This window comes from Noviherbaspirillum sp. L7-7A (assembly GCF_019052805.1).
Lineage (GTDB): Bacteria > Pseudomonadota > Gammaproteobacteria > Burkholderiales > Burkholderiaceae_D > Noviherbaspirillum_A.
This window is the reverse complement of record NZ_JAHQRJ010000001.1, coordinates 1,686,492-1,707,974: the sequence shown is the minus strand read 5'-3', so window position 1 is coordinate 1,707,974 and position 21,483 is coordinate 1,686,492. Positions and strand designations below refer to the sequence as shown.

At 64.1% G+C, this 21,483-nt stretch carries 18 protein-coding genes and 1 tRNA gene; 10 read left to right on the top strand and 9 right to left on the bottom strand.

The features are described 5' to 3' along the window. Nucleotide 1: 1 nt before the first annotated feature. Genes KTQ42_RS07740 through KTQ42_RS07720 form a run of 5 tightly spaced genes read left to right on the top strand, consistent with a single transcriptional unit; the run spans nt 2 to nt 4,959 of the window. Entirely contained in the window at nt 2–898 is an 897-nt protein-coding gene (locus KTQ42_RS07740; protein WP_217344984.1) for a branched-chain amino acid ABC transporter permease, read from the top strand. 1 nt (nt 899) lies between these two features. Continuing rightward, nucleotides 900–1,910, top strand: coding sequence for a branched-chain amino acid ABC transporter permease (locus KTQ42_RS07735; protein ID WP_217344983.1), 1,011 nt, complete (start codon nt 900–902; stop codon nt 1,908–1,910). After that, entirely contained in the window at nt 1,907–2,677 is a 771-nt protein-coding gene (locus KTQ42_RS07730; protein WP_217344982.1) for an ABC transporter ATP-binding protein, read from the top strand. The genes KTQ42_RS07735 and KTQ42_RS07730 overlap by 4 nt, the downstream gene beginning before the upstream one ends. A gap of 12 nt (nt 2,678–2,689) precedes the next feature. Continuing rightward, on the top strand, nt 2,690–3,343 hold the full coding sequence (locus KTQ42_RS07725) for an ATP-binding cassette domain-containing protein (protein ID WP_217344981.1): 654 nt from the start codon (nt 2,690–2,692) through the stop codon (nt 3,341–3,343). After that, nucleotides 3,340–4,959, top strand: a complete 1,620-nt coding sequence (locus KTQ42_RS07720) for a class I adenylate-forming enzyme family protein (RefSeq protein ID WP_217344980.1) — start codon at nt 3,340–3,342, stop codon at nt 4,957–4,959. Before KTQ42_RS07725 ends, KTQ42_RS07720 begins: the two co-directional genes overlap by 4 nt. Before the next feature lie 99 nt (nt 4,960–5,058). Here KTQ42_RS07720 and KTQ42_RS07715 read toward each other — a convergent pair whose 3' ends face one another. After that, entirely contained in the window at nt 5,059–5,562 is a 504-nt protein-coding gene (locus KTQ42_RS07715) for a hypothetical protein (RefSeq protein ID WP_217344979.1), read from the bottom strand. A gap of 295 nt (nt 5,563–5,857) precedes the next feature. On the opposite strand from KTQ42_RS07715, the gene KTQ42_RS07710 reads away from it, so the two are divergent. From KTQ42_RS07710 to KTQ42_RS07685, 5 genes are all read left to right on the top strand, one after another. Then, a complete protein-coding gene (locus tag KTQ42_RS07710; RefSeq protein ID WP_217344978.1) occupies nt 5,858–7,294 on the top strand; it encodes a hypothetical protein in 1,437 nt (478 codons plus the stop codon). Beyond that, nucleotides 7,291–7,818, top strand: coding sequence for a UGSC family (seleno)protein (locus tag KTQ42_RS24235; RefSeq protein WP_283093263.1), 528 nt, complete (start codon nt 7,291–7,293; stop codon nt 7,816–7,818). Before KTQ42_RS07710 ends, KTQ42_RS24235 begins: the two co-directional genes overlap by 4 nt. 192 nt (nt 7,819–8,010) lie before the next feature. Next, on the top strand, nt 8,011–9,378 hold the full coding sequence (gene selA / locus KTQ42_RS07695) for an L-seryl-tRNA(Sec) selenium transferase (RefSeq protein ID WP_217344975.1): 1,368 nt from the start codon (nt 8,011–8,013) through the stop codon (nt 9,376–9,378). Beyond that, nucleotides 9,375–11,276 carry a selenocysteine-specific translation elongation factor gene (gene selB, locus KTQ42_RS07690; RefSeq protein WP_217344974.1) on the top strand — a complete coding sequence of 634 codons (1,902 nt, stop codon included), beginning with the start codon at nt 9,375–9,377 and terminating at the stop codon, nt 11,274–11,276. Before selA ends, selB begins: the two co-directional genes overlap by 4 nt. A gap of 91 nt (nt 11,277–11,367) precedes the next feature. Next, a tRNA-Sec gene (locus KTQ42_RS07685) sits at nt 11,368–11,460 on the top strand. A 373-nt stretch (nt 11,461–11,833) separates the two neighbouring features. Here KTQ42_RS07685 and KTQ42_RS07680 read toward each other — a convergent pair. The 8 genes from KTQ42_RS07680 to KTQ42_RS07645 form a co-directional block, all read right to left on the bottom strand. After that, nucleotides 11,834–14,464 (bottom strand): hypothetical protein, encoded by a 2,631-nt coding sequence (locus KTQ42_RS07680; RefSeq protein WP_217344973.1) that lies wholly within the window; start codon nt 14,462–14,464, stop codon nt 11,834–11,836. Between the two features lie 220 nt (nt 14,465–14,684). Beyond that, nucleotides 14,685–15,392, bottom strand: a complete 708-nt coding sequence (cobA, locus tag KTQ42_RS07675) for a uroporphyrinogen-III C-methyltransferase (protein ID WP_217344972.1) — start codon at nt 15,390–15,392, stop codon at nt 14,685–14,687. 14 nt (nt 15,393–15,406) lie between these two features. After that, nucleotides 15,407–16,750 carry a GTP-binding protein gene (locus KTQ42_RS07670; protein WP_217344971.1) on the bottom strand — a complete coding sequence of 448 codons (1,344 nt, stop codon included), beginning with the start codon at nt 16,748–16,750 and terminating at the stop codon, nt 15,407–15,409. Next, entirely contained in the window at nt 16,750–17,685 is a 936-nt protein-coding gene (gene cysD, locus KTQ42_RS07665; protein WP_217344970.1) for a sulfate adenylyltransferase subunit CysD, read from the bottom strand. Before cysD ends, KTQ42_RS07670 begins: the two co-directional genes overlap by 1 nt. A 36-nt stretch (nt 17,686–17,721) precedes the next feature. Further along, entirely contained in the window at nt 17,722–18,441 is a 720-nt protein-coding gene (locus KTQ42_RS07660) for a phosphoadenylyl-sulfate reductase (protein WP_217344969.1), read from the bottom strand. After that, the gene (locus KTQ42_RS07655) at nt 18,438–18,965 is read right to left on the bottom strand and encodes a DUF934 domain-containing protein (protein WP_217344968.1); all 528 of its coding nucleotides are present in this window, start codon (nt 18,963–18,965) and stop codon (nt 18,438–18,440) included. Before KTQ42_RS07655 ends, KTQ42_RS07660 begins: the two co-directional genes overlap by 4 nt. Further along, nucleotides 18,958–20,652 carry a nitrite/sulfite reductase gene (locus KTQ42_RS07650; RefSeq protein ID WP_217344967.1) on the bottom strand — a complete coding sequence of 565 codons (1,695 nt, stop codon included), beginning with the start codon at nt 20,650–20,652 and terminating at the stop codon, nt 18,958–18,960. Before KTQ42_RS07650 ends, KTQ42_RS07655 begins: the two co-directional genes overlap by 8 nt. A gap of 25 nt (nt 20,653–20,677) precedes the next feature. Next, nucleotides 20,678–21,451, bottom strand: a complete 774-nt coding sequence (locus tag KTQ42_RS07645; protein WP_217344966.1) for a sulfite exporter TauE/SafE family protein — start codon at nt 21,449–21,451, stop codon at nt 20,678–20,680. Between the last annotated feature and the right edge of the window lie 32 nt (nt 21,452–21,483).

The following is a 21,483-nucleotide window of genomic DNA, read 5'->3' as shown; positions in this document are numbered from 1 at the left end:
CATGAACCAGTTGATCACGATCCTGATCGACGGCATTACCTACGCATCATGGCTGTTCATCGTTGCGCTGGGCCTGACGCTGGTGTTCGGCGTGCTCAAGATCCTGAACATCGCGCACGGCAGCTTTTACGCGGTCGGCGCCTATGCCGCCGCCAGCTTCGTTTCCTGGTTCGGCGCCATGCAGTTCGCGCCTTCATGGTCGCTGGTAGCCATGCTGCTGGCCGCCGTGGCGGTGGCGGCACTGGTGGCGCCGCTGTGCGAGCGCAGCCTGCTGCGGCCTTTCTATGGCCGCGATGAAGTGCTGCTGGTGCTGGTCACCTATGCGCTGTTCCTGATCCTGGAAGACGTGACCAAGCTGATCTGGGGCGTCAACCCGTATTACGTCACCGACCCTTACGCGCTGTTCGGCAATGTCGACATCGGCGAGCAGTCCTATGTCGGCTATGACTTCATGCTGGTGGCCGTTGCCGTCGTGGTCGGCGTGGCGGTCTGGTGGGGCCTGAACCGCACCCGCCAGGGCAAGCTGGTGCTGGCCGTGATCCACAGCGAGGAAGTGGCCTCCAGCATGGGCGTAAACGTCTCGCGGGTCTACATGCTGGCCTTCGGCGTGGGCATCTTCCTGGCCGCGCTCGGCGGGGCCCTGACCGCGCCGATGATCTCGGTGCAGCCGGGCGTCAGCGTGGGCGTGATCATCGTGTCGTTTGCGGTGGTGATCATCGGCGGTCTGGGCAGCATACCGGGCGCGGCGATCGGCGCGCTCATCGTCGGCCTGGCGCGCTCCCTGGCGGTGCATACCGCGCCGGTGGCGGAGCTGTTCTCGGTGTACATCGTGATGGCGGTGGTGCTGATGTTCAAGCCGGAAGGCCTGTTCCAGCGCATACAGGCAAGGAAGATCTGACATGCAAGCGACTTCTGCAACTCTCGACAAGCCGGCGCCGGCAGCGCACCAGCGCGCCGCGCGGCCGCGCTCGCTCCTGGCCGGCCTGGCGCTGATCGTCGTGCTGGTCGGCGCCGGCGCGCTGCTGCCCAAGTGGCTGACCTTTCTGCTGACCATGGCCGCCTCGCACGGCCTGGTGTCGCTGGGCATCGTGGTGCTGATGCGCTGCGGAGTGGTGTCCTTCGGCCAGGGCATGGTGTTCGCCCTGGGCGGCTATACCGCGGCGCTGCTGTTCAACCGGCTCGGCATGACCGATGCGCTGGGCATGGCGCTGGCCGGCGGCGTGGTGGCGGCGCTGGCGGCGCTGCTGGTGGCGCGCCTGATTGCCGGCTACCGCGGCATCTTCTTCGCGATGCTGACGCTGGCCCTGTCCATGGTGCTGTATGGCGTGCTGGTCAAGACCGATGCGCTGGGCGGCTCCGACGGATTCAACATGAGCCGGCCGACGCTGCTGGGCCAGGCGCTGCCGGATGCCCATGTCGGCTTCCTGCTGTACGCCGTGACGGTCACGCTGTCGGGCCTGCTGGCGCTGGCGGCGCGCGTCTATTTCGATTCGACCCGCGGCCTGGTATCGCTGGCAGTGCGGGAGAACGAGCTGCGGGTGGAATACCTGGGCGGTTCGGTACGCCAGGCCGTGGCCGCCAACTTCGTGATCGCCGCCTTCCTCGGCGGCGTCGGCGGCGCGCTGACTGTGATGTCGCTGGGCCATATCGATCCCAACTTCAGCTACTGGACCAGTTCCGGCGAATTCGTGTTCGTCGCCATCCTGGCCGGCTACCACAGCGTGCTGGCGGTATTCATCGCCTCCACGCTGCTGGAAATCGTGCGCTCGTTTTCCAGCCTGTACTTCCCCAACACCTGGCAACTGGCGCTGGGTATCTTCCTGCTGCTGGCAATCCGCTTCCTGCCCGGCGGCATCGGCTCGCTCTGGGCCGGCGGCAAGATCAGGACCGGCAGCGGAGGCAGGCAATGAGCGCGGTTCCCGATACCCGCAATGCGCCGGTGCTGCAGGCAGCCGGCCTGCAGAAGCGCTTCGGCTCGGTGGTCGCCGCCAGCGACATGTCGCTTGACGTGGGGCATGGCGAGCGGGTCAGCCTGATCGGCAGCAATGGCGCCGGCAAGACGACCTTCGTCAACATGATCACCGGCTATATCCGGCCAGACGCCGGCACCATCATGCTCGATGGCCGCGCCATCACCGGCATGGCGCCGCGCGCCATCACCCACTTGGGCGTGGCGCGCTCGTTCCAGATACCGCAGCTCTGCGCGGGCCTGACGGTGCTGGACAACATGCTGGTGGCCACGGCCTGCCATGGCCGCAGCCTGTCCTTCCTGAGGCCGGCGCACCGGGCCGATGCAATCGAACGCGCCGAGGCGCTGCTGCGGCGCTTCGGCCTGGCGGCGCAGTCCGCACGGCGGGTTTCGGAACTGCCTGGCGGCGTGCGCAAGCTGCTCGACATCGCCATGGCCCTGACCGAGCAGCCGCGCCTGCTGCTGCTGGACGAGCCGACCAGCGGCGTCAGCGTGGAAGAAAAGTTTCCGATGATGGACACCGTGATGCAGGCGCTGGAGGAAGAGGCGATGACGGTGCTGTTCGTCGAGCATGACATGGATATCGTGGAGCGCTATGCGAGCCGGGTGGTGGCCTTCTACAGCGGCCGCATCATCGCCAACGCCGCGCCCGCCGATGCGCTGGCCAATGACGAGGTGCGGCGCTATGTCACGGGCACCTTGCGCTAGGAGACAGGGAATATGCTGCAGGTAAAGGGAATCAATGTCGCCATCGAAGCCGTGGAAATCCTGCGCGGCTTTTCCATCGACGTGCCGGCCGGCCAGATGGTGGGCCTGATCGGCCGCAACGGCGCCGGCAAGACCTCGCTCATGCGCTCCATCATGGGCCATCTGTCGCTGCGCAGCGGCGGCATCACCCTCGATGGCCGCGACTTGGGCGGCATGCCGCGCCATTTGCGCGCCGGCCTGGGCATAGGCTACATGCCAGAGGACCGCGGCCTGGTGCCGGAGCTGACGGTGGAGGAAAACATCCTGGTGCCGGTGTGGGCCTCGAAAGCCCTGAAGGAAGCGGAGCGCCTGGAGTTCGTCTACAGCGTGCTGCCCGAGATGAAGGACATGCGCGAGCGGCGCGCGCTGCTGCTTTCCGGCGGCCAGCAGAAGCTGGTGGCGCTGGGCCGGGCGCTGGCCGTCGGCACCCGCCTGTTGCTGCTGGACGAGCCCTTCGAAGGCGTGGCGCCGGCCCTGTCGCAGCGGCTTTCCGAAGTCATCGGCAGCCTGCGCGGCAGCCAGTTGTCGGTGCTGATCTCGCAGTCGGACCTGAACCATTCGAGCTCGCTGCTGGACGCGGAAGTCGTGATCGAGCGCGGCGCCAACGTGGCGAGGGAGGCGGCATGAGCGGGCCCGAACACTGGGCCGGGTTCAGCGTGCCGGCAATACGGCATGAGGCCCATTTCGGCGACCGCATCGTGCGCTGCTTCGCCGACCGGCCGTCTTCCTTTCATGCGATGTTCGATGAGGCGCTGGCCAGCCATGCCGACCGGCGGGCCGTGCTGTTCAACGGCGCCAGCCTGAGTTATAGGCAGCTGGATGGCGAAGTCGGTCGCATTGCCGCCGGCCTGGCCAGCCATGGCGTCGAACGTGGCGACCGGGTCGTGATGTTCATCGGCAACCGGCCCGAGTTCGTATCGGTGCTGCTGGCGATACAGCGCCTGGGCGCAATCGCGGTGCCGGTGGGCATACGCGAGCAGCGGCCTGGCCTGGCCTATATGCTGAGGCAAAGTAACGCGAAGGCCATCGTGTTCGACGCCGCGCTGGCGGCAGTGCTGCCTGACGCGGCCGAGGCGCCCGGCCTGCGTCTGCGCATCCGCGTCGATGATGTAAGCGACGCCAGTGTGCTGTCGCTGTCTGCGCTTGGTCGCGGCTTCATGCCGGCGAGCGAGGCCGCGCCAGTGCGGGAGGAAGACACCGCGGTCCTGCTCTACACCTCGGGCACCACCGGCAATCCCAAGGGCGCAATGCTGAGCCACCTGAACATCGTGCATTCGGCCATGCACTACCAGGCCTGCTTCGGGCTGGACCAGCATGATTGCGCCGGGCTGGCGGTACCGGCCAGCCATGTCACCGGCCTGATCGCCGTGATCGCCGCCATGCTGCGGGTGGGCGGCGCCATGCTGATCTTTTCCGCCTTCCAGGCCGAGGAGTTCGTCGCCGTCGCGGCGAAGGAGCGCATGACCTATACCCTGATGGTGCCGGCAATGTACAACCTGTGCCTGCTGCGCGGCCGCATGGAAGCGCACGACCTGTCGGCCTGGCGCATCGGCGGCTTCGGCGGCGCGCCGATGCCGCCGTCCACGGTGGACGCCATGGCGCGGCAGTTGCCGGGACTGGCCCTGGTGAATGCCTACGGCGCGACCGAAACCACATCGCCTACCACGGCCGTGCCGCCCGGCACCAGCGTTGCCGGCAATGACTCGGTTGGCGTGGCACTGCCCTGCGCCTCGGTGATCGTGGTCGACGACGACGGCAAAGAGGTGCCGGCGGGCGCGAGCGGCGAGTTGTGGATAGGCGGCCCGATGGTGGTGCGCGGCTACTGGGACAATCCGGAAGCGACCGCCGCCGGCTTTACCGCCGGCTACTGGCATTCCGGCGACATCGGCTCGATCGACGGGAACGGCTTCGTGCGCATCTTCGACCGCAAGAAGGACATGTTGAACCGTGGCGGCTACAAGATCTATTCGGCCGAGGTGGAGAATGTGCTGATGGCGCTGCCCGGCGTGCTGGAGGCGGCAGTGGTGGGCAAGCCCTGCCCGGTGCTGGGCGAGCGGGTGCATGCCTTCGTGTATGCGCCCGGCGGCGTGACCGATGCCGACGCGGTGCGAACGCACTGCGCGGCCCGCCTGGCCGACTACAAGGTGCCGGAGGATGTCACGCTGATGGAGACGCCCCTGCCGCGCAATGCCAATGGCAAGCTGCTCAAGCGGGAACTGCGGGAGAGGGCGGCAAAGGCCTGAACCGTGGATTGCCAGTTGTTGCGGTGGGCAGTCTCAGCGATCGGTTTGATCAAAACGCTGCGCGGTTCAGGCAAGCTTCTGCTACGGCGGTGTCAGTACTCAGTCAGCGCTGGCAAGCTTCTTTACAGCAGGCTTCAGTTCCGCCCACGGAACGGTATTCGGGTCAACCGCGCCGACCGGCAACTGCTGCAGCTCGGCCGAGAATGGCAGCGCCTTGTGCTCAGCGCCAAAGTGCAAGCCGAATCTGAATTGAATTTCGCCGTGCTCCTGGCCGCCGGTGATGCCTGCCAGATCGGTATCGGCAATGTACTGGGCAGTCTGCATGGTGGCAGATGGGAGGGACAGTGCTTGTGAGGACAGAAGCTGTTTGAAAACGTTGTTCATGGGTTGACTCTTCAGGTGCTTGTTTTGACGATGCTGCCCCGAGACGTCGATGAGGCAGCGCAGATTGAAGACGGCATGTGTCCGATGCGCCGTCGGCAAGGCATGACCTTGCAGTTTGTCATTACCGTAATCGCCCGAAGCGTTCCGGCTGCGGTCGTGGCGCAGGAATGGGGCGACAGGGCATGTTGTCTTGCCTGCCGGAGAATCGATGCCGGGCAAGGAGGCCGCCCCTCTTTCCCTTCCCGCTTTCGTGTGCTGCAGCGAGCGACCGAGGCCATGCCTGCTGCAGGCAGGGAATGCATTCACCCGCTGGCACTCCGCAGCCACCCTGTGTTGCCTTGATGGGAATCGGCATGGGTTCAACGCCCGGGCACTCCTGAAACGCCATCCATGCCATGGGGGGACGAAATACAATAGAACGACCGTGCAAAAAAAGCTGGTCAGCATTGACCATCCTTCGTATGATGACCGCCAATAAGTTCGTTAAAAGAACAGAGAACAAAGGACAAGCACCATGCGCCAGATGCCCGATGGTTTGTTGCTGATCGCAAAGCGCGCCTGCCCGACCTGTGCGCTGGTGGAGCCGCTGGTATCGCGCCTGGCGGCCGCCGATCTGCCGCTGAAGGTCTATGTGCAGGACGACCCGGCCTATGCCGGCGGCGCCGCGGAGGTGGTGGACGACCGCGAGCTGGAACATTCCTGGCTGCTCAACATCGAAGTCGTGCCCACCCTGATCCGGGTGGAAGGCGGGCGTGAAGTCGAGCGCACCTATGGCTGGCATCGCGACGACTGGCGCCGCATCAGCGGCCTGCCGAGCCTGGGCGAAGGCCTGCCCGCGATACGCCCCGGCTGCGGCTCGAAAACCCTGGACCCCGGCATGCCGGAACAGCTTGCGCTGCGCTATGGCGACATCCAGTTCGTCTCGCGCACCATTGCGCTGGGCGAAGAGGAAGACGTGATGGAAGCCTGCTACGAGCGCGGCTGGACCGACGGCCTGCCCGTGGTGCCGCCGACCCGCGAACGGGTGCTGCGCATGCTGCAGGGAACCAGCCGCAAGCCGGATGAAGTGCTTGGCCTGGCGCCGCCCGACCTGGCGCCCTGCACCGTGGAAAAGGTGGCGATCAATGCGGTGATGGCCGGCTGCAAGCCGGAGTACCTGCCCATCGTGCTGGCGGCGGTGGAGGCGGCGCTGGTGGATGAATTCGGCATGCACGGCGTGCTGTGCACCACGATGTTTGCCGGGCCGGTGGTGGTCGTCAACGGGCCCGCAGGCAAGGCGGTCGGCATGAATTCGGGCGTCAATGCGCTGGGGCAGGGCAACCGCGCCAATGCCACCATCGGCCGCGCGCTGCAACTGGTGATCCGCAACGTCGGCGGCGGCCGGCCGGGCGAAGTCGACCGCGCCACGCTGGGCAATCCCGGCAAGTACAGCTTCTGCTTCGCCGAGGCCGAGGACATCGGCTGGGAGTCGCTTGCCGTGGAACGCGGCTTTGGCGCCCATGCTTCCACCGTTACCCTGTTTGCCGGCGAAGGCGTGCAGGGCATCGTCGACCAGAAATCGCGTACGCCCGAGTCGCTGGCCAGGAGCTTCGCGCTATGCCTGCGCGCGGTCGACCATCCCAAGCTGGCCATGGCCGGCGACGCGCTGCTGGTGGTGTCGCCCGAGCACAGCCGGGTGTTCATCGAGGCCGGCTGGTCCAAGGCGCGTCTGCGCGATGAACTGACCGCCTTGCTGACCTTCGATGCCGACGACATGCTGGCCGGCGCCGGCGGCATTGCCGAAGGCTTGCCGGCGGCGCTGGCCGGCAAGCAGGTTCCCAAGTTCCGCCCCGGCGGCCTGTTGATCGTGCGGGCCGGCGGCAGCGCCGGCCTGTTTTCCGCTGTCATCGCCGGCTGGGCCGCTTCCGGCCCGACCGGCTCCACCCCCGTTACCAGGGAGATCGCAACATGACGCAACAAATCCTCCTGCTGGACCCGACCGCCGAGCGCGCGCCATCGGCGCGGGCGCGGCTGGCGCGCCCGGCGTCGCTGGCCGGCGCGACCGTCGGCCTGCTCGATATATCCAAGGCGCGCGGCAACGTGTTCCTCGACCGCGTCGACGAACGGCTTGCCGCGATGGGCATCGCGGTGAAGCGCTACAGGAAGCCGACCTTCACCCGGGTCGCGCCGACGGCGCTGAAGCAGCAGATCGCCGGCGAATGCCAGTTCGTCGTCGAAGGCCTGGCCGACTGAGGATCCTGCACGTCGTGCTGTATGCATGACATCGCGGATCTCGAAGGCCGGGGCATACCCGGAGTAGGCATTGCATCCACAGAGTTTGTCGAGGCGGCTGCGCTGCAGTCGAAAAGCCTGGGTTTCGACCCGGCGATGGTGTTCGTGCGGCATCCGATCCAGGACCGCAGCGACGAGGAGATGCGCGCGCTGGCCGACGAGGCGGTCGGCGCCATCGTCGCCGCGCTTACCAGCAAGCCATAGCACCCTGCGCGGCAGAAGGCGGAGAAGCGAAACGTGGGAAGAACGAGAGCGGTTTGGTAGCGCCGACAAGCCCAGGGTGGATCCCTGGGCGACGGCGGTGATGGCAGGCCGCACCGTCTTCCCGCGCGTTGCAGCCGCCGCTCCTTCTGCCGCGCAGGCTCCTGGACGCCTGCGGGAAAGCGCGGTCGCGGCATGAGCGCCCGGCCGGACATGGCGCGGCTGCCATCGGTGGACAGCATGCTGCGCTGGCCGCTGATGGCCGCGCTGATCGAGGCGCATGGCCGCGCTCTGGTGCTGGACGTGGTGCGCCACGAACTGGCGGCGTGCCGCGCTGCCGGCATGGTGCCCGATGACGAAGCACTGGGCGCCGCCGTCGACGCGCGGCTGCGGCGGCTGCTCGCGCCCAGCCTGCGGCCGGTGCTGAACCTGACCGGCACGGTGCTGCACACCAATCTCGGCCGCGCACCCCTGCCGCAGGAAGCCATCGACGCGATGGTGCAGGTGGCCAGGGGCGCCTCCAACCTGGAATACGACCTGGCCACCGGCAGGCGCGGCGAGCGCGACAGCCACCTCGAGGAATGGCTGTGCCGGCTGACCGGCGCCGAGGCCGCCACCGTGGTCAACAACAATGCCGCCGCCGTGCTGCTGGCCCTGAACAGCCTGGGGGCGCGGCGCGAATGCATCGTCTCGCGCGGCGAACTCATCGAGATCGGCGGCGCCTTCCGGCTGCCCGACATCATGGCCCGCGCCGGCTGCCGCCTGCGCGAGGTCGGCACCACCAACCGCACCCATCTGCACGACTATGCCGACGCCATCGGCCCGTCCACCGGCCTGTTGATGAAGGCCCATACCAGCAATTACCGCATCGAAGGCTTCACCGCCGAGGCCGACCCGGCAGAACTGGGCGAACTGGCCGCGCGCCATGCACTGCCCCTGGTGGTGGACCTGGGCAGCGGCACCCTGACCGACCTGACCCGTTACGGACTGCCGCCCGAGCCAACGCCGGCCGACACGCTGCGCCAGGGCGCGGGCATCGTCACCTTCAGCGGCGACAAGCTGCTGGGCGGCCCGCAGGCCGGCATCATCGTCGGCCGCGCCGACCTGGTGGCGCGCATCAGGAAGAATCCGATGAAGCGGGCGCTGCGCTGCGACAAGCTGACCATTGCCGCGCTGGCCGCGGTGCTGCGGCTGTATGCCGACCCGGAGCGGCTGGCGGAGAAGGTGCCGGCGTTGCGCCTGCTGTCGCGGCCGGCAGCGGAGATCGAGGCACAGGCGCTGCGTCTCTTGCCGGCATTGGCGCAGTGGGCTGGGCAGCGCGCGGCGGTCGATGTGGCGCCGGTAATGAGCCAGATCGGCAGCGGCTCGCTGCCGGTGGACCTGCTGCCCAGCTTTGCGTTGCGGCTGCGGCCACGGGCGGGCCAGAGTGCGCAGCAGATGGCGGCCGCGCTGCGCGGCCTGCCGCTGCCCGTGATCGGGCGCATCGCGGACAAGGCGCTGCTGCTGGACCTGCGCTGCCTGGACGATGAAGCCGGCCTGCTGGCCGCGCTGGCGCCGCCATGATCGTCGCCACCGCCGGCCATGTCGACCATGGCAAGACCACGCTGATCCGGCTGCTGACCGGCATCGACACCGACCGCCTGCCGGAGGAGAAGCAGCGCGGCATGTCGATCGACATCGGCTTCGCCCATGCCGATCTGGGCAACGGGCAGCCGGTCGGTTTTGTCGATGTGCCGGGCCACGAGCGCTTTGCGCGCAACATGCTGGCCGGCGTGGCGGCGGTGGACTTTGCGCTGCTGGTGGTGGCGGCCGACGACGGCGTGATGCCGCAGACGGTGGAGCATCTGGCGGTGCTGGACCTGCTGGGCATGCGTGACGGCGCCGTGGCCCTGACCAAGACCGACCGGGTGGACGCGTCGCGCCTGGCCGGGGTCGAAGCCGACATCAGGAAGCGGCTGGCGCCGACGGGGCTGCGCGATGCGCCGCTGTTTCCGGTCTGCGGCATCGATGGCGTCGGGGTGGAGGCGCTGCGCGCCCACCTAGCACGGACACAACGGACGCGCCAGGCGGAAGCGGCGGCACCGCGCGGCAACTTCCGCCTGGCGGTGGACCGCAGCTTCACGGTGCCCGGCGCCGGCCTGGTGGCGACCGGCACGGTGGTCTCGGGCAGCCTGGCACCCGGCGATGAGGTGGTGCTGTCGCCCGCCGGCATGTCGCTGCGGGTGCGGGCGGTGCAGGCGCACGGCGCGCCGGTGACGCGGGCGCTGTCCGGCATGCGTTGCGCACTGAACCTGGCTGGCGATATCCGGCGCGAGCAGGTGTCGCGGGGCGACTGGATCGTCGCCGTTGACGCCCACGCGCCGACTGCGCGCATCGACGTGCGGCTGCGCATGCTGGCGCAGGCCGATGCGCCGTTGGCGCACTGGACGCCGGTGCAGCTGCACCTGGGCGCGGCCGAGCAGAGTGCCCATGTGGCGGTGCTGGAGGGCAGGGCGATCGGGCAGGGCCAGCAGGCCTATGCGCAGCTGGTGCCATCGCGGCCGTTAGCTGCAGCGTATGGCGACCGCTTCATTTTGCGCTCGCAGGCCAGCCAGCGGGTGATTGGCGGCGGCATCGTGATCGATCCGGGCGCCGGCAGCCAGCGCGTGCCTAGGCCGGCGCGCCTGGCGCGTTTGCGTGCGCAGGACTGCGACGACACCGCGCAGGCGCTGGCCGCGCTGCTGCAGGCCGCGCCACAGGGCATAACCCTGGACGACTTCATCCGCAGTCGCAACCTGTCGCCGGACGAGCAGGCAGGCCTGTTGCAGCAAGTCCCGACGCAGCGCGTACAGGAAGCCGGCGGCATGCGCGCTCTCGACATCGCCCAATGGCAGGCGCTGCTGGACCGCCTGCCGGCCGTGCTGGCGGACTGGCATGCAGCGCATCCCGATCATCTCGGCATGGCCGAGGCCGCCATCGTTCAGGCATTGCGCGCCCAGGCCACGCCGACGGTGTCGCGAGCAGCGGTGCGCTCGATGCTGGAGCGGGGCATGCTGGTGCGGGAGCGCCTGCTGCTGCGCCTGCCGTCCCATGCGCCGCAACTGCAGGGCGAGGACCGCGACCTGCTGGCGCGCATCGAGCCGCATCTGCGCGGCGGCGGGCTGCGTCCGCCCATCGTCGGCGAGCTTGCGGCAAGCCTGGGCATGGAGCGTGAAGCGCTGCTGGCCCGGCTTGAGCGCATCGCCCGGCTGGGCTACCTGGAACAGGTCGCGCCCAATCGCTTCTTCCTGCCTGAGACGGTGAGCGGGCTTGGCATGATCGCCACCGAACTGGCCGGGGCTTCAGCGGATGGCTATTTCGACGCCGCGCAGTTCAGGAACCGCTCCGGCATCGGGCGCAACCTGACCATCGAGGTGCTGGAGCATCTGGACCGCATCGGCCTGACACGTTATGCGGGAGGCCGACGCCGTCTTGTGGGCTGACCCGCATCTCATACCGATGCCTTGACTGATGCACCCGATGCGTGGTGCAGGGCTTCCGAAGACAGCAAGCGCCGTGTTACCCTGCCGCACCGGAAGGACAACGCATCCCGGTGGCGCGCCCGGACTTCAAATCCGGCGAGACCTGCCATGCAGGTCTGGTGGGTTCGACTCCCATTTCCTTCCGCCCCCTGTTCCTGCCCCCGTCTGCAGTTGTTTTTCCAGGGAAATTTTGCAGTATCCCGGGCCGCTCTCCGCACGCTTGGTGATTACATGCATTAAAATGCAGGCTGATTACAAACGGAACCCATGATGTTGATTTTTTCACTGGGCGCCGCGGCTTGGCTGGCCGCGCTGACAGGCGCCGCTTACTCCCACTATTGCTATCGCCGCAGGAACGATGAGGTGTACGAGGCCCAGCTGGGTAAGTCGTATACGGGTGGTACCTGGTAGGGCTGCGACTTGAACATGGTTTTGGTGGAGCAAGCCGTTCCATCTCGCATCAAAAGCAAGGGCGCCGCGAGGCGGCACTACTTGCCTGTGAATGTGCGAACTTGGTATTAGTAATTTTTCTTAAGTCGTTCCGCTTGTTTTTTCTGCGTTATTGCCTCAATTGCATCTTGCATTAACGCGTGTTCTGCTTCCGAACGACCGATCAGTGTTATGTCGATGCTGGGGAACTCCATACTCAGTTCGTCTAGCGTTTTGAGCATAGTTACAATTGCTCGCCCGTAAGCGTCTTGATGGATAAATATGCGAGGAAGCTCAAAGCATGGCGTGACAACCACCTTATGGATCTCCATTCGCGCAGCCTGCGTGATTATTTCCCTATATCTCTGAGCAATTTCTGCGGTGGCGTCGGCAGATAATTTCTCTGGGAAAGCGAAATATCGGTTGTGATTGTGGGAATTGTCGTTCTTCAAGCTCTGCGGTTTGAATATCAATCCTGTTCCGAAGAACGTGGAAAAGTCGTCCCTTTTCAAGAGTGTTTGGAGTTCCGACTTGATGTCTGTTTGGCCAGGCTGTACGCATTCATCGGCGGAATCGCTTAATAAAATCACGGTTTTTTCATCGGGCCGCCAATTCTGCCCCGTAATGCCGTTCTGCAGTTTGACGTATTCAATCCCTATTTCGGCACGTGTCCCAGAGTGAGATGATGTCGCTTTCTGCGGGAACGCTGCCGCGATGTCGGCCACTGGGACTTCCTTTCCGCGCCTTTTCTTTTTTAATTGCATCCGAGGCAGTCTTTCAAGAACGACTGCCGCGTCGTACTCACTGCCTCTGCTGAAAAGATCGGAAAGTGCATTCGTTACTGTTAGTAGGCCGCTTTCTTTTTTAGCATCGATCACCGCTGCAGCGACTGGTGGTAATGTATCCGGCTTCACCAGTGGCATTGTTGAATGCATTACATGTGCGTCTACGTGTTCTTCTCGGAAAATTTGCTTGGGTGTAGGCGTGAGTAAGGACCCTTTGAGGGCTTCATATCCTTGTGTTGTAAACGTTGCCACAGTTGCAGCGGCTGCAGCAGTCGCAGAATCGACAGAAGTTGTAACCGTTGTGGCAGCAGTAGACTGCATAAAATCAGCATGCTGTTTAAAAGTTTCAATACCTTCCGTAATCATTTGGCGCATGTTTTCCACAGCCCATTCCTGTATGGCAGGCGAATTGGCAGTCTGCGTCTTTGGCTCTGTCATTTCCTGGACTTGATGCGTGTCAGGAGCACTCCCTTTAGCACCTGCTTGCCTTTCGTTTTTCTTTTTTCTCTTTTCGTCAGCGAGCTTATGCACTGCAGTGTTGAATTTCAGCCTGATCCTTGGGTCTGGTGTGAAAATTCCCAGCCTAAGATTTTCACCTGGTTTTCGTTCCTTTTTTGCAGGCGCAAGCATGATGTCGATGCATTCGTCTATCGTGTCTTCCGTGTAGTTAAATAATGGCGTCAGGATGATGGTCTCGGCAGAAGCCGCCTTATGGCCAAAAACACTTTCGTAGGTCTGCTTGAGATATGCATGCTGAGTGGTACGCAGTTGATATTGCATTTCATCAATATGGCAGCTTTTCGCTGCAACAAGTACTTTTCCCCCGCCAGAATTTATCTTGGTAAATTGAGCCTGGTTTTCTTTCGATGCATCGGAATGCAGTTTGTCGACGATTTCCCGTAAAGTTGATTCGCCGGGCAAGGTTTGAATATGCTCGACTTCCGGGACCATGATTACATCGCCCTTAGCATGCGCATTGAAATCAAAAGTTGGTGCTGGGCGTTCTGCGAGACGGTGAGCAACCGTGTTCCACACTTGGCATGTCGAATTGTCCCAAACAAAATCCCTGAATTTTTGCCCAGCCGGACTTTTGCTGTCATGGAATGCTATCCATTGTTTCCGGAATGTGCCGATTGCATAGAGATCTTCTTCATCTGTATTCTTGTTGCTGACGATGTTATCGACAAGCTGTTGGAAGGCTATAACCTCTTTCTTCTGAAATCCAAAGGAAGCCAGGTCCTCCAACATTCTCTGTTCTGCGACAATCGGGCATCCATTATGAGAAATGTTGAGCTCTGCAAGTACCGCATCGCGGAAATCGCTCTTTTTCGCTAACGCAAGCCCTGTCGGGTTTTTAAATTTCTCATTTCCAATAGCAGTGGCAACAACCATTAGATCAGGAGCTATAGATCCGGTTGCTGCTGAAGCTGAGCGTTGAATCAAGCGATCGAGGCTTGAATGAAGCGTCGGACGGCTAGCGGTTACACCAGTAGCGTCCATATACGCTTTGGCAAGGTCAGCCACCGTGTTGTCGGCCTGATTTTGGTCGCTGTGATTTTTCTTGCCTTGATTGATTAAATTATCAAAGAACGCAAAAAATCCTTGTTCTGTCTTTTCTGTCTTTTCCGATTTTGGTCGTGCATAAAATCTGATTTTCTCGACCTTTGCTCCATCAGCCCGTTTGTAATTTACTCTCTCTGCATGGAGAACAAGTTCTGTATTGGGTTGCAGTTCTTTTTCTCTCTGAAAAAACGTATTAATTTGCCAGAGTTCCGCTTCTCCCGGATTGAGCTTGGCCTGCTGGGTTTCATCATTCGTAAGGGGACGGTTCTTGAGCGCCGATTCTGATGCTGTAGCCTTCTGATTCAAATTTTTTATCGAGGCATAATCTAATTCACAAAACACTGACTTTCTCGAGTTATCTACTTTTTCCATAATTTTTTGCCAGTCCTTTCCACAACTGCTATTGTTGAGCGCATGGTTATCAGTGTGAAACGAAAGGAATGAAAAAGGTTCACAGTTACCCATGCAACACGTACCACGTGCCCGAAGTAATTTGGTAACCGAGACGAAGATGGGTAGATCGAAAAGTAATGTGGCTATGACGTTTGAAGCAGCAAGGCCTTAGCGCGGCATCCCTCCGTTTGATTTGCCGTCAGCGCGCCGCCAGGGCCTCGCCAATCAGCACCAGCACCGGACCGCTGCATACCGCCAGCCCCGTCTCCAGATCAGCCAGCCGCAGCTGAAACACATGCTCATCAGCCAGGCTGCAATTCTCCACCACCACCACCGGCGTATCCGGCGACTGGCCGCGTTCCAGCAGCTTGCGGGCGGTGATCATGGCTTCGCGGCCGCCCATGTATTGGACCAGGGTGTCGCAGTGGGGAAGGGTGACGATGTCGGGTTCGCCCGGCGCGGTGGCCGAGGTGAACAGAGCGACGCTGCGGGCGATACCGCGGCGGGTCAGGGGGCGGCGGGCCGATGCGGCGGCCGCCAGCGCGGCAGTGATGCCAGGGATGATTTCGTATTCGATGCCGGCGTCTTCCAGCGCCCGCAATTCCTCGTCGGCGCGGCCGAACAGCATCGGATCCCCGCCCTTGAGGCGCACCACCAGCTGGTGCCTGCCGGCGGCATCCACCAGCAACTGGTTGATCAGGGCCTGGGCCGTGGAGCGCTGGCCAGAGCGCTTGCCGACCGGGATCAGCTCGGCCTGCGGGCACAGTGCCAGCATGTCGGCTGTCACCAGCGCGTCATGCAGCACCGCGTCGGCCTGCGTCAGGATGCGCGCGCCGCGCACCGTGATCAGGTCGGCGGCGCCGGGGCCGGCGCCGATCAGGTAGACCTTGCCCTTGCCGTCTGCCATGCAGTCGCTTGAGATCAGGCCAGCCGTATCATGCCGGCCGCAACCGTCTGATGGCTGACCTCGTCGATCAGGATGAAGGCGCCGGTGGCGCGGATATGGTCGTAGCTGTCGGCCGCCAGCGGCTGCGCCACGTTCAGCGTGACCCGCGCAATGCCGTTCAGGCCGACGGCATCGCCGGCATGGCGTTCCTGGGTGTTGATGTCGAGCAGGCTGTCGATCTTCGTCACGCGCGCCGCCACCTGGCGGGTGGTGTGCTTCAACCAGTACTTGCGGCGCAGGTCCAGCGGCTCTTCCGACAGCCAGCAGATGTCGGCTTCTACGGACTTCAGCAGCGTGGCGGGCCGCTCGGCCGAAGCCAGCATGTCGCCGCGGCTGATGTCCAGGTACTCGTTCAGCAGCAGCGTGACCGACTGGCCCACGGCCGCGCTCTTGAGCGAGCCATCCAGCGTGACGATGTCCTTCACGGTCGCGCTCTGGCCGCCCGGCTGCACCACCAGCTTGTCGCCGACGCTGACCTTGCCGGCTTCGATGCGGCCCATGTAGCCACGGAAGTCGTTGGCCTGGTGGCCATCGTGACGCGCCACCAGCTGCACCGGGAAGCGCAGCGGATCCTCATGCGACTCGTCATACACGGTCAGCGATTCCAGCAGTTCGATCAGGGTCGGGCCCTGGTACCAGGACAGCCTTTCGCCGCGGGTCACCACGTTGTCTCCGGCCAGCGCCGACAGCGGGATAGGACGGATATCCTTCAGGCCCAGCTGCTGCGCAAATGCCTGGTAGGCGGCAACGATGCGGTCGTACACGGTCTGGTCGTAGTCCACCAGGTCCATCTTGTTGACCGCCACCACCACATGCTCGATCTGCAGCAGGTGGGCAATGGTGGAATGGCGCTTGGTCTGGATCAGCAGGTCGACGCTGCCGTCGTCATTGAGCTTGACCTTGGAGACGTCGATCAGGATGATCACCGCGTCCGCGGTGGACGCGCCGGTCACCATGTTGCGGGTGTACTGCTCGTGGCCGGGCGTGTCGGCGATGATGAACTTGCGCTTGGGCGTGGCGAAGTAGCGATAAGCCACGTCGATCGTGATGCCCTGTTCGCGCTCGGCTTCGAGGCCGTCGGTCAAGAGCGACAGGTCGATGGTGTCGCCCACGGTGCGCTTGTGGCGCGAGCGCGATACCGCGTCGAGCTGGTCGGCGAAGATGCCCTTGCTGTCGAACAGCAGGCGGCCGATCAGGGTGCTCTTGCCGTCGTCCACCGAACCGGCGGTGATGAAGCGCAACAGGCCGCGCTCGGTCTGTTGCGATGGGCTTTGCGCGGCTTGCGCTTGTTGTTCTGGCTGTACTACCGGGGCGTTCATCAGAAATATCCTTCCTTCTTGCGTTTTTCCATCGAGGCTTCCGAGGTCTGGTCGTCCATGCGGGTGGCGCCGCGCTCGGTGACCTGGGTGACGGCGGTCTCGGCGATGATGGCGTCCACCGTGGCGGCGTCGGAGGCGACCGGGCAGGTGCAGGAGATGTCGCCCACGGTGCGAAAGCGCACGGTGCGCGTTTCCACCTGCTCGCCTTCGCGCGGCGGGGTGAGGTCGGTCAGCGGCACCAGCAGGCCGTTGCGCGGGATCACCTCGCGCTCGTGCGCGAAGTAGATCGGCGGCAGTTCCAGCTTCTCGCGGGCGATGTATTGCCAGACGTCGAGCTCGGTCCAGTTCGAGATCGGGAAGACCCGCATGTTCTCGCCGGGATGGACGCGGGTGTTATACAGGTCCCACAGTTCCGGCCGCTGGGCCTTGGGATTCCATTGGCCGAACTCGTCGCGGAAGGAAAAGATGCGCTCCTTGGCGCGCGCCTTTTCCTCGTCGCGGCGGGCGCCGCCGATGCAGGCGTCGAACTTGTATTTCTCGATGGTTTCCAGCAGCGTCACTGCCTGCGCGGCGTTGCGCGAGTCGGTCTGCGGATTGCGCAGGCGCACGGTGCCGCGCTTGATCGAGTCTTCCACCGAGCCCACGATCAGGCGCTCGCCCAGTTCGGCCACCCGCTTGTCGCGGAAGGTGATGACTTCCTCGAAGTTGTGGCCGGTGTCGATATGCACCAGCGGAAACGGGAAGCGGCCGGGGCGGAATGCCTTCTCCGCGATGCGCAGCAGCACGACCGAGTCCTTGCCGCCCGAGAACAGCAGCGCCGGATTGCTGCACTCCGCCGCGACTTCGCGCATGATGTGGATCGCTTCGGACTCCAGCCAGTCCAGGTGGCGGTTGGCTGCGGCGTCGGTCAGGAAATGTTCGACTGCTGTGTTCATGATGGTGGTCCTACTGTTATTCAACGTTGTACAGCGTTATGCGATTTGCTTGATGCGGATGAGCTTGCCGTCGACCACGTGCAGTCCGCATTCCTTGGACTCCGGGTTTTCCCACCACCAGCGGCCGGCGCGCACATCCTCGCCGGGCGCGATGGCGCGGGTGCAGGGCTCGCAGCCGATCGACGGATAGCCGCGGTCATGCAGCGGGTTGTAGGGCACGTTGCTGCTGCGGATGTAGTGCCAGACATCCTCCTCCGACCAGTCGGCCAGGGGATTGAATTTCACCATGCCGTGCGCCACGTCGTCTTCCTGCACCTGCAGGTCGGAGCGGGTTGCGGACTGGGCGCGGCGCTGCCCGGTGACCCAGGCCTTCTTGCCGGCCAGCGCCCGGTTCAGCGGGTCGACCTTGCGGATGCGGCAGCATTCCTTGCGCATGTCCACGCTGTCGTAGAAAGCGTTCAGGCCGTTCTGCTGCACATAGGCGTCGACCGCCGCCGTGTCCGGCCTGTAGGCCTCTACTTCATAGCCATAGACTTCGCGGATGCGGTCCAGCATGCCCAGGGTTTCCGCATGCAGCCGACCGGTCTCCAGCGTGAAGACGCCGATCGGCAGCTTTGCGCGCAGGATCAGGTCGGTCAGCACCATGTCTTCCGCCGCGAGGCTGGAAGCGAACACCGCGGGCGTGAAGTCGGCGGCGATCCGCTCCAGGGTCGCGCGGGTGGCCGCGACCAGGCCGTCGTAGTCGGCGGAGATCATTTCTGCGCTGCCTCGGCTACGCGATCGGCACGGCGGAACAGCGGCATCTTCTGGTCCCATGATGCCTGGTAGGCTTCCGAGAAATCGGTCAAACCCTTCAATGCATCCTCGATGCTGCGGTCAGGCCGCGTGGCGAAGGCATTGAAGCCCACGCGCTGCATGTAGAACAGCTGGTCGCGCAACACGTCGCCGATGGCGCGCAGCTCGCCGGTGAAGCCCAGGCGGGCACGCAGGTTGTAGGCGATGGAATAACCGCGGCCGTCGGCGAACTTGGGGAAGTCCACGGCGATCAGCGGCAGCGTTGCCACGTCTTCCTTAAGCGCTTCCGGCCGTTCGTCGCTGGCCAGCCAGACGGCCACGTCGCCACGCGCTTTCAGCGCGTCGCGGCGGGCCTGCCATACGGCCAGCGGCACGATCACGCGGCCTTCGGGAATCGCAACCGATTCAGCGGTTTCGCCTTCGGCGAGCTTGACGACCTGCCAGTCGTCGGCAACGATCTGGCGGTCCTTGATGATGTCACGCATATGCGTCTTCTCCTGCGTTGTGATGCGCCTTGATCGGGGTCGCATACACGTATTCCTTGAATGGGGCCACGCCGATGCGGCGCACGGTATCGATGAAGCGCTCGTCCTCGGTGCGCTCGCGCACATAGACTTCGAGGATGCGCTCGATCACGATGGGCATCTGGTGCGCCGAGAACGACGGTCCGATGATCTTGCCGATCGAGCTCTCGTTGCCCTGGGCGCCGCCGAGCGACACCTGGTACCACTCGGCGCCGTCCTTGTCCACGCCCAGGATGCCGATGTTGCCGACATGGTGGTGGCCGCAGGCATTGATGCAGCCCGAGATGTTGAGCTCGATGTCGCCAATGTCATGCTGGAAGTCGAGGTTGTCGAAGCGCTCGGCGATGGCCTGCGCGATCGGGATCGACTTGGCATTGGCCAGCGCGCAGAAGTCGCCGCCGGGGCAGCAGATGATGTCGGTCAAGAGGCCCAGGTTGGGCGTTGCCAGGCCATGGGCCTTGGCTTCCTGCCACAGCGCGAACAGCTCGCTCTGCTTCACGTCGGCCAGCACCAGGTTCTGCTCGTGGGTGGCGCGCAGTTCGCCGAAGCTGTAGCGGTCGGCCAGGTCGGCCACGAAGTCCATCTGCTCGGCCGAGATGTCGCCCGGCGGAATGCCAGTCTTCTTCAGCGACAGGGTGACGATGGCATAGCCCGGCACGCGGTGCGGCTTCACGTTGCGGTTGATCCAGCTGGCGAAGGCTTTGTTCTCCTCCTGCTGCGCGGCCAGCGCGGCGCCGCCGTCTTCCAGCGACTCATAGGCCGGCGGCGCGAAGTAGGCGGCCACGCGGTTGAATTCGGCGTCGGTCAGGGTGCTCGGGCCGTCCTTGATGTCGGTCCATTCTTCCTCGACCTGGCGCGCGAATTCCTCGGCGCCGATGGCCTTGACCAGGATCTTGATGCGGGCCTTGTAGATGTTGTCGCGGCGGCCGTACTGGTTGTAGACCCGCATGATGGCTTCGGTATAGGTCAGCAGATGGTCGCGCGGCAGGAATTCGCGGATCACGCTGCCGAGTATCGGCGTGCGGCCCATGCCGCCGCCGACCATCACCCGGAAGCCCACTTCGCCGGCCTCGTTCTTCACCACGGTGAAGGCCAGGTCATGCACGGCGGTGGCGGCGCGGTCCTCGATGGAACCGTTGAAGGCGATCTTGAACTTGCGCGGCAGGTAGGCGAATTCCGGGTGGAAGGTGCTCCACTGGCGCATGATTTCCGCGTAGGGGCGCGGGTCGACGATCTCGTCGGCGGCCACGCCGCAGTATTCGTCGGTGGTGATGTTGCGGATGCAGTTGCCCGAGGTCTGTATGGCATGCATCTCGACCGATGCCAGCTTTTCCAGGATCTCCGGGGTTTCCTCCAGGGTGATCCAGTTGTACTGGATGTTCTGGCGGGTGGTGAAGTGGCCGTAGCCGCGGTCATGCTTCCTGGCAATCTCGGCAAACATGCGCATCTGCTTCGACGCCAGCAGGCCGTAGGGCACGGCCACGCGCAGCATGTAGGCATGGCGTTGCAGGTAAAGGCCGTTCTGCAGGCGCAGCGGGCGGAATTCATCTTCGGCCAGCTCGCCGGACAGGCGACGCCGCACCTGGTCACGGTATTGCGCGATGCGTTCCTTGACGATCTGGAAGTCGTATTGGTCGTAGCGATACATGGTCTATCCTTAATGAGGGCGTCGTTCAGAGCACCAGTTTGGCTGCTACCCCGGTCAGCGTCACGGCCAGCAGGCCGCGCAGCGCACGTTCAGGCACCGCCCGCGCAGCCAGCGAACCCAGGGTGATCCCAGGCACCGAACCCAAGAGCAGCATCACGAGCAGTTCCCAGTTGATGGACCCGAGCCACCAGTGGCCGATGGCGGCAATGGCGGTCAGTGGTACGGCGTAGGCGATATCGGTGCCGGCGATTTCGGCGGGCTTCAAGCGCGGATACAGCAGAACCAGCAGAGTGGCGCCGACAGCTCCGGCGCCAATGGACGATATTGTAACCAATGTGCCGAGTACCGCGCCGGAGACGATGGTTCCCACGACCAGCGCATTGCCCTGCAATTGCCGGTTCGGGTGGGCATTCATCCAGTTCTGCATGCGGGTACGGAACAGTATCGCCACCACGGTCAGCAGTACCGAAACGGCAATGGAATAACGGATGAACTGGCCGATTTCCTTGTCCAGCGCGCCAAAATACTTCAGCGCCAGCGTGGCCAGCAGCGCGGCCGGCAGCGCGCCCAGGCACAGGCGCTTGACGATGTCCCAGTGGACATTGCCGTGGTAACGGTGGGCAAAGGTGCCGGCAGTCTTGGTGGCGGAGGCGAAGGCCAGGTCGGTGCCGACCGCGACCGCCGGATTGATGCCGAACAGCAGGGTCAGCAAGGGCGTCATCAGCGAGCCGCCGCCGACGCCTGTCAGCCCGACCAGCAGTCCCACCGCGAATCCCGATCCTACATACGTTAAAGTCATAAGCCCCCGCACAAACGAGCCGGAATCGTAAT

Bases quoted from the DNA above. Each gene is read 5' to 3' on its own strand.
- KTQ42_RS07740 (WP_217344984.1), top strand. From the start codon at position 2: ATGAACCAGTTGATCACGATCCTGATCGACGGCATTACCTACGCATCA.
- KTQ42_RS07735 (WP_217344983.1), top strand. From the start codon at position 900: ATGCAAGCGACTTCTGCAACTCTCGACAAGCCGGCGCCGGCAGCGCAC.
- KTQ42_RS07730 (WP_217344982.1), top strand. From the start codon at position 1,907: ATGAGCGCGGTTCCCGATACCCGCAATGCGCCGGTGCTGCAGGCAGCC.
- KTQ42_RS07725 (WP_217344981.1), top strand. From the start codon at position 2,690: ATGCTGCAGGTAAAGGGAATCAATGTCGCCATCGAAGCCGTGGAAATC.
- KTQ42_RS07720 (WP_217344980.1), top strand. From the start codon at position 3,340: ATGAGCGGGCCCGAACACTGGGCCGGGTTCAGCGTGCCGGCAATACGG.
- KTQ42_RS07710 (WP_217344978.1), top strand. From the start codon at position 5,858: ATGCGCCAGATGCCCGATGGTTTGTTGCTGATCGCAAAGCGCGCCTGC.
- selA (WP_217344975.1), top strand. From the start codon at position 8,011: ATGAGCGCCCGGCCGGACATGGCGCGGCTGCCATCGGTGGACAGCATG.
- selB (WP_217344974.1), top strand. From the start codon at position 9,375: ATGATCGTCGCCACCGCCGGCCATGTCGACCATGGCAAGACCACGCTG.
- KTQ42_RS07680 (WP_217344973.1), bottom strand. From the start codon at position 14,464: ATGGAAAAAGTAGATAACTCGAGAAAGTCAGTGTTTTGTGAATTAGAT.
- cobA (WP_217344972.1), bottom strand. From the start codon at position 15,392: ATGGCAGACGGCAAGGGCAAGGTCTACCTGATCGGCGCCGGCCCCGGC.
- KTQ42_RS07670 (WP_217344971.1), bottom strand. From the start codon at position 16,750: ATGAACGCCCCGGTAGTACAGCCAGAACAACAAGCGCAAGCCGCGCAA.
- cysD (WP_217344970.1), bottom strand. From the start codon at position 17,685: ATGAACACAGCAGTCGAACATTTCCTGACCGACGCCGCAGCCAACCGC.
- KTQ42_RS07660 (WP_217344969.1), bottom strand. From the start codon at position 18,441: ATGATCTCCGCCGACTACGACGGCCTGGTCGCGGCCACCCGCGCGACC.
- KTQ42_RS07655 (WP_217344968.1), bottom strand. From the start codon at position 18,965: ATGCGTGACATCATCAAGGACCGCCAGATCGTTGCCGACGACTGGCAG.
- KTQ42_RS07650 (WP_217344967.1), bottom strand. From the start codon at position 20,652: ATGTATCGCTACGACCAATACGACTTCCAGATCGTCAAGGAACGCATC.
- KTQ42_RS07645 (WP_217344966.1), bottom strand. From the start codon at position 21,451: ATGACTTTAACGTATGTAGGATCGGGATTCGCGGTGGGACTGCTGGTC.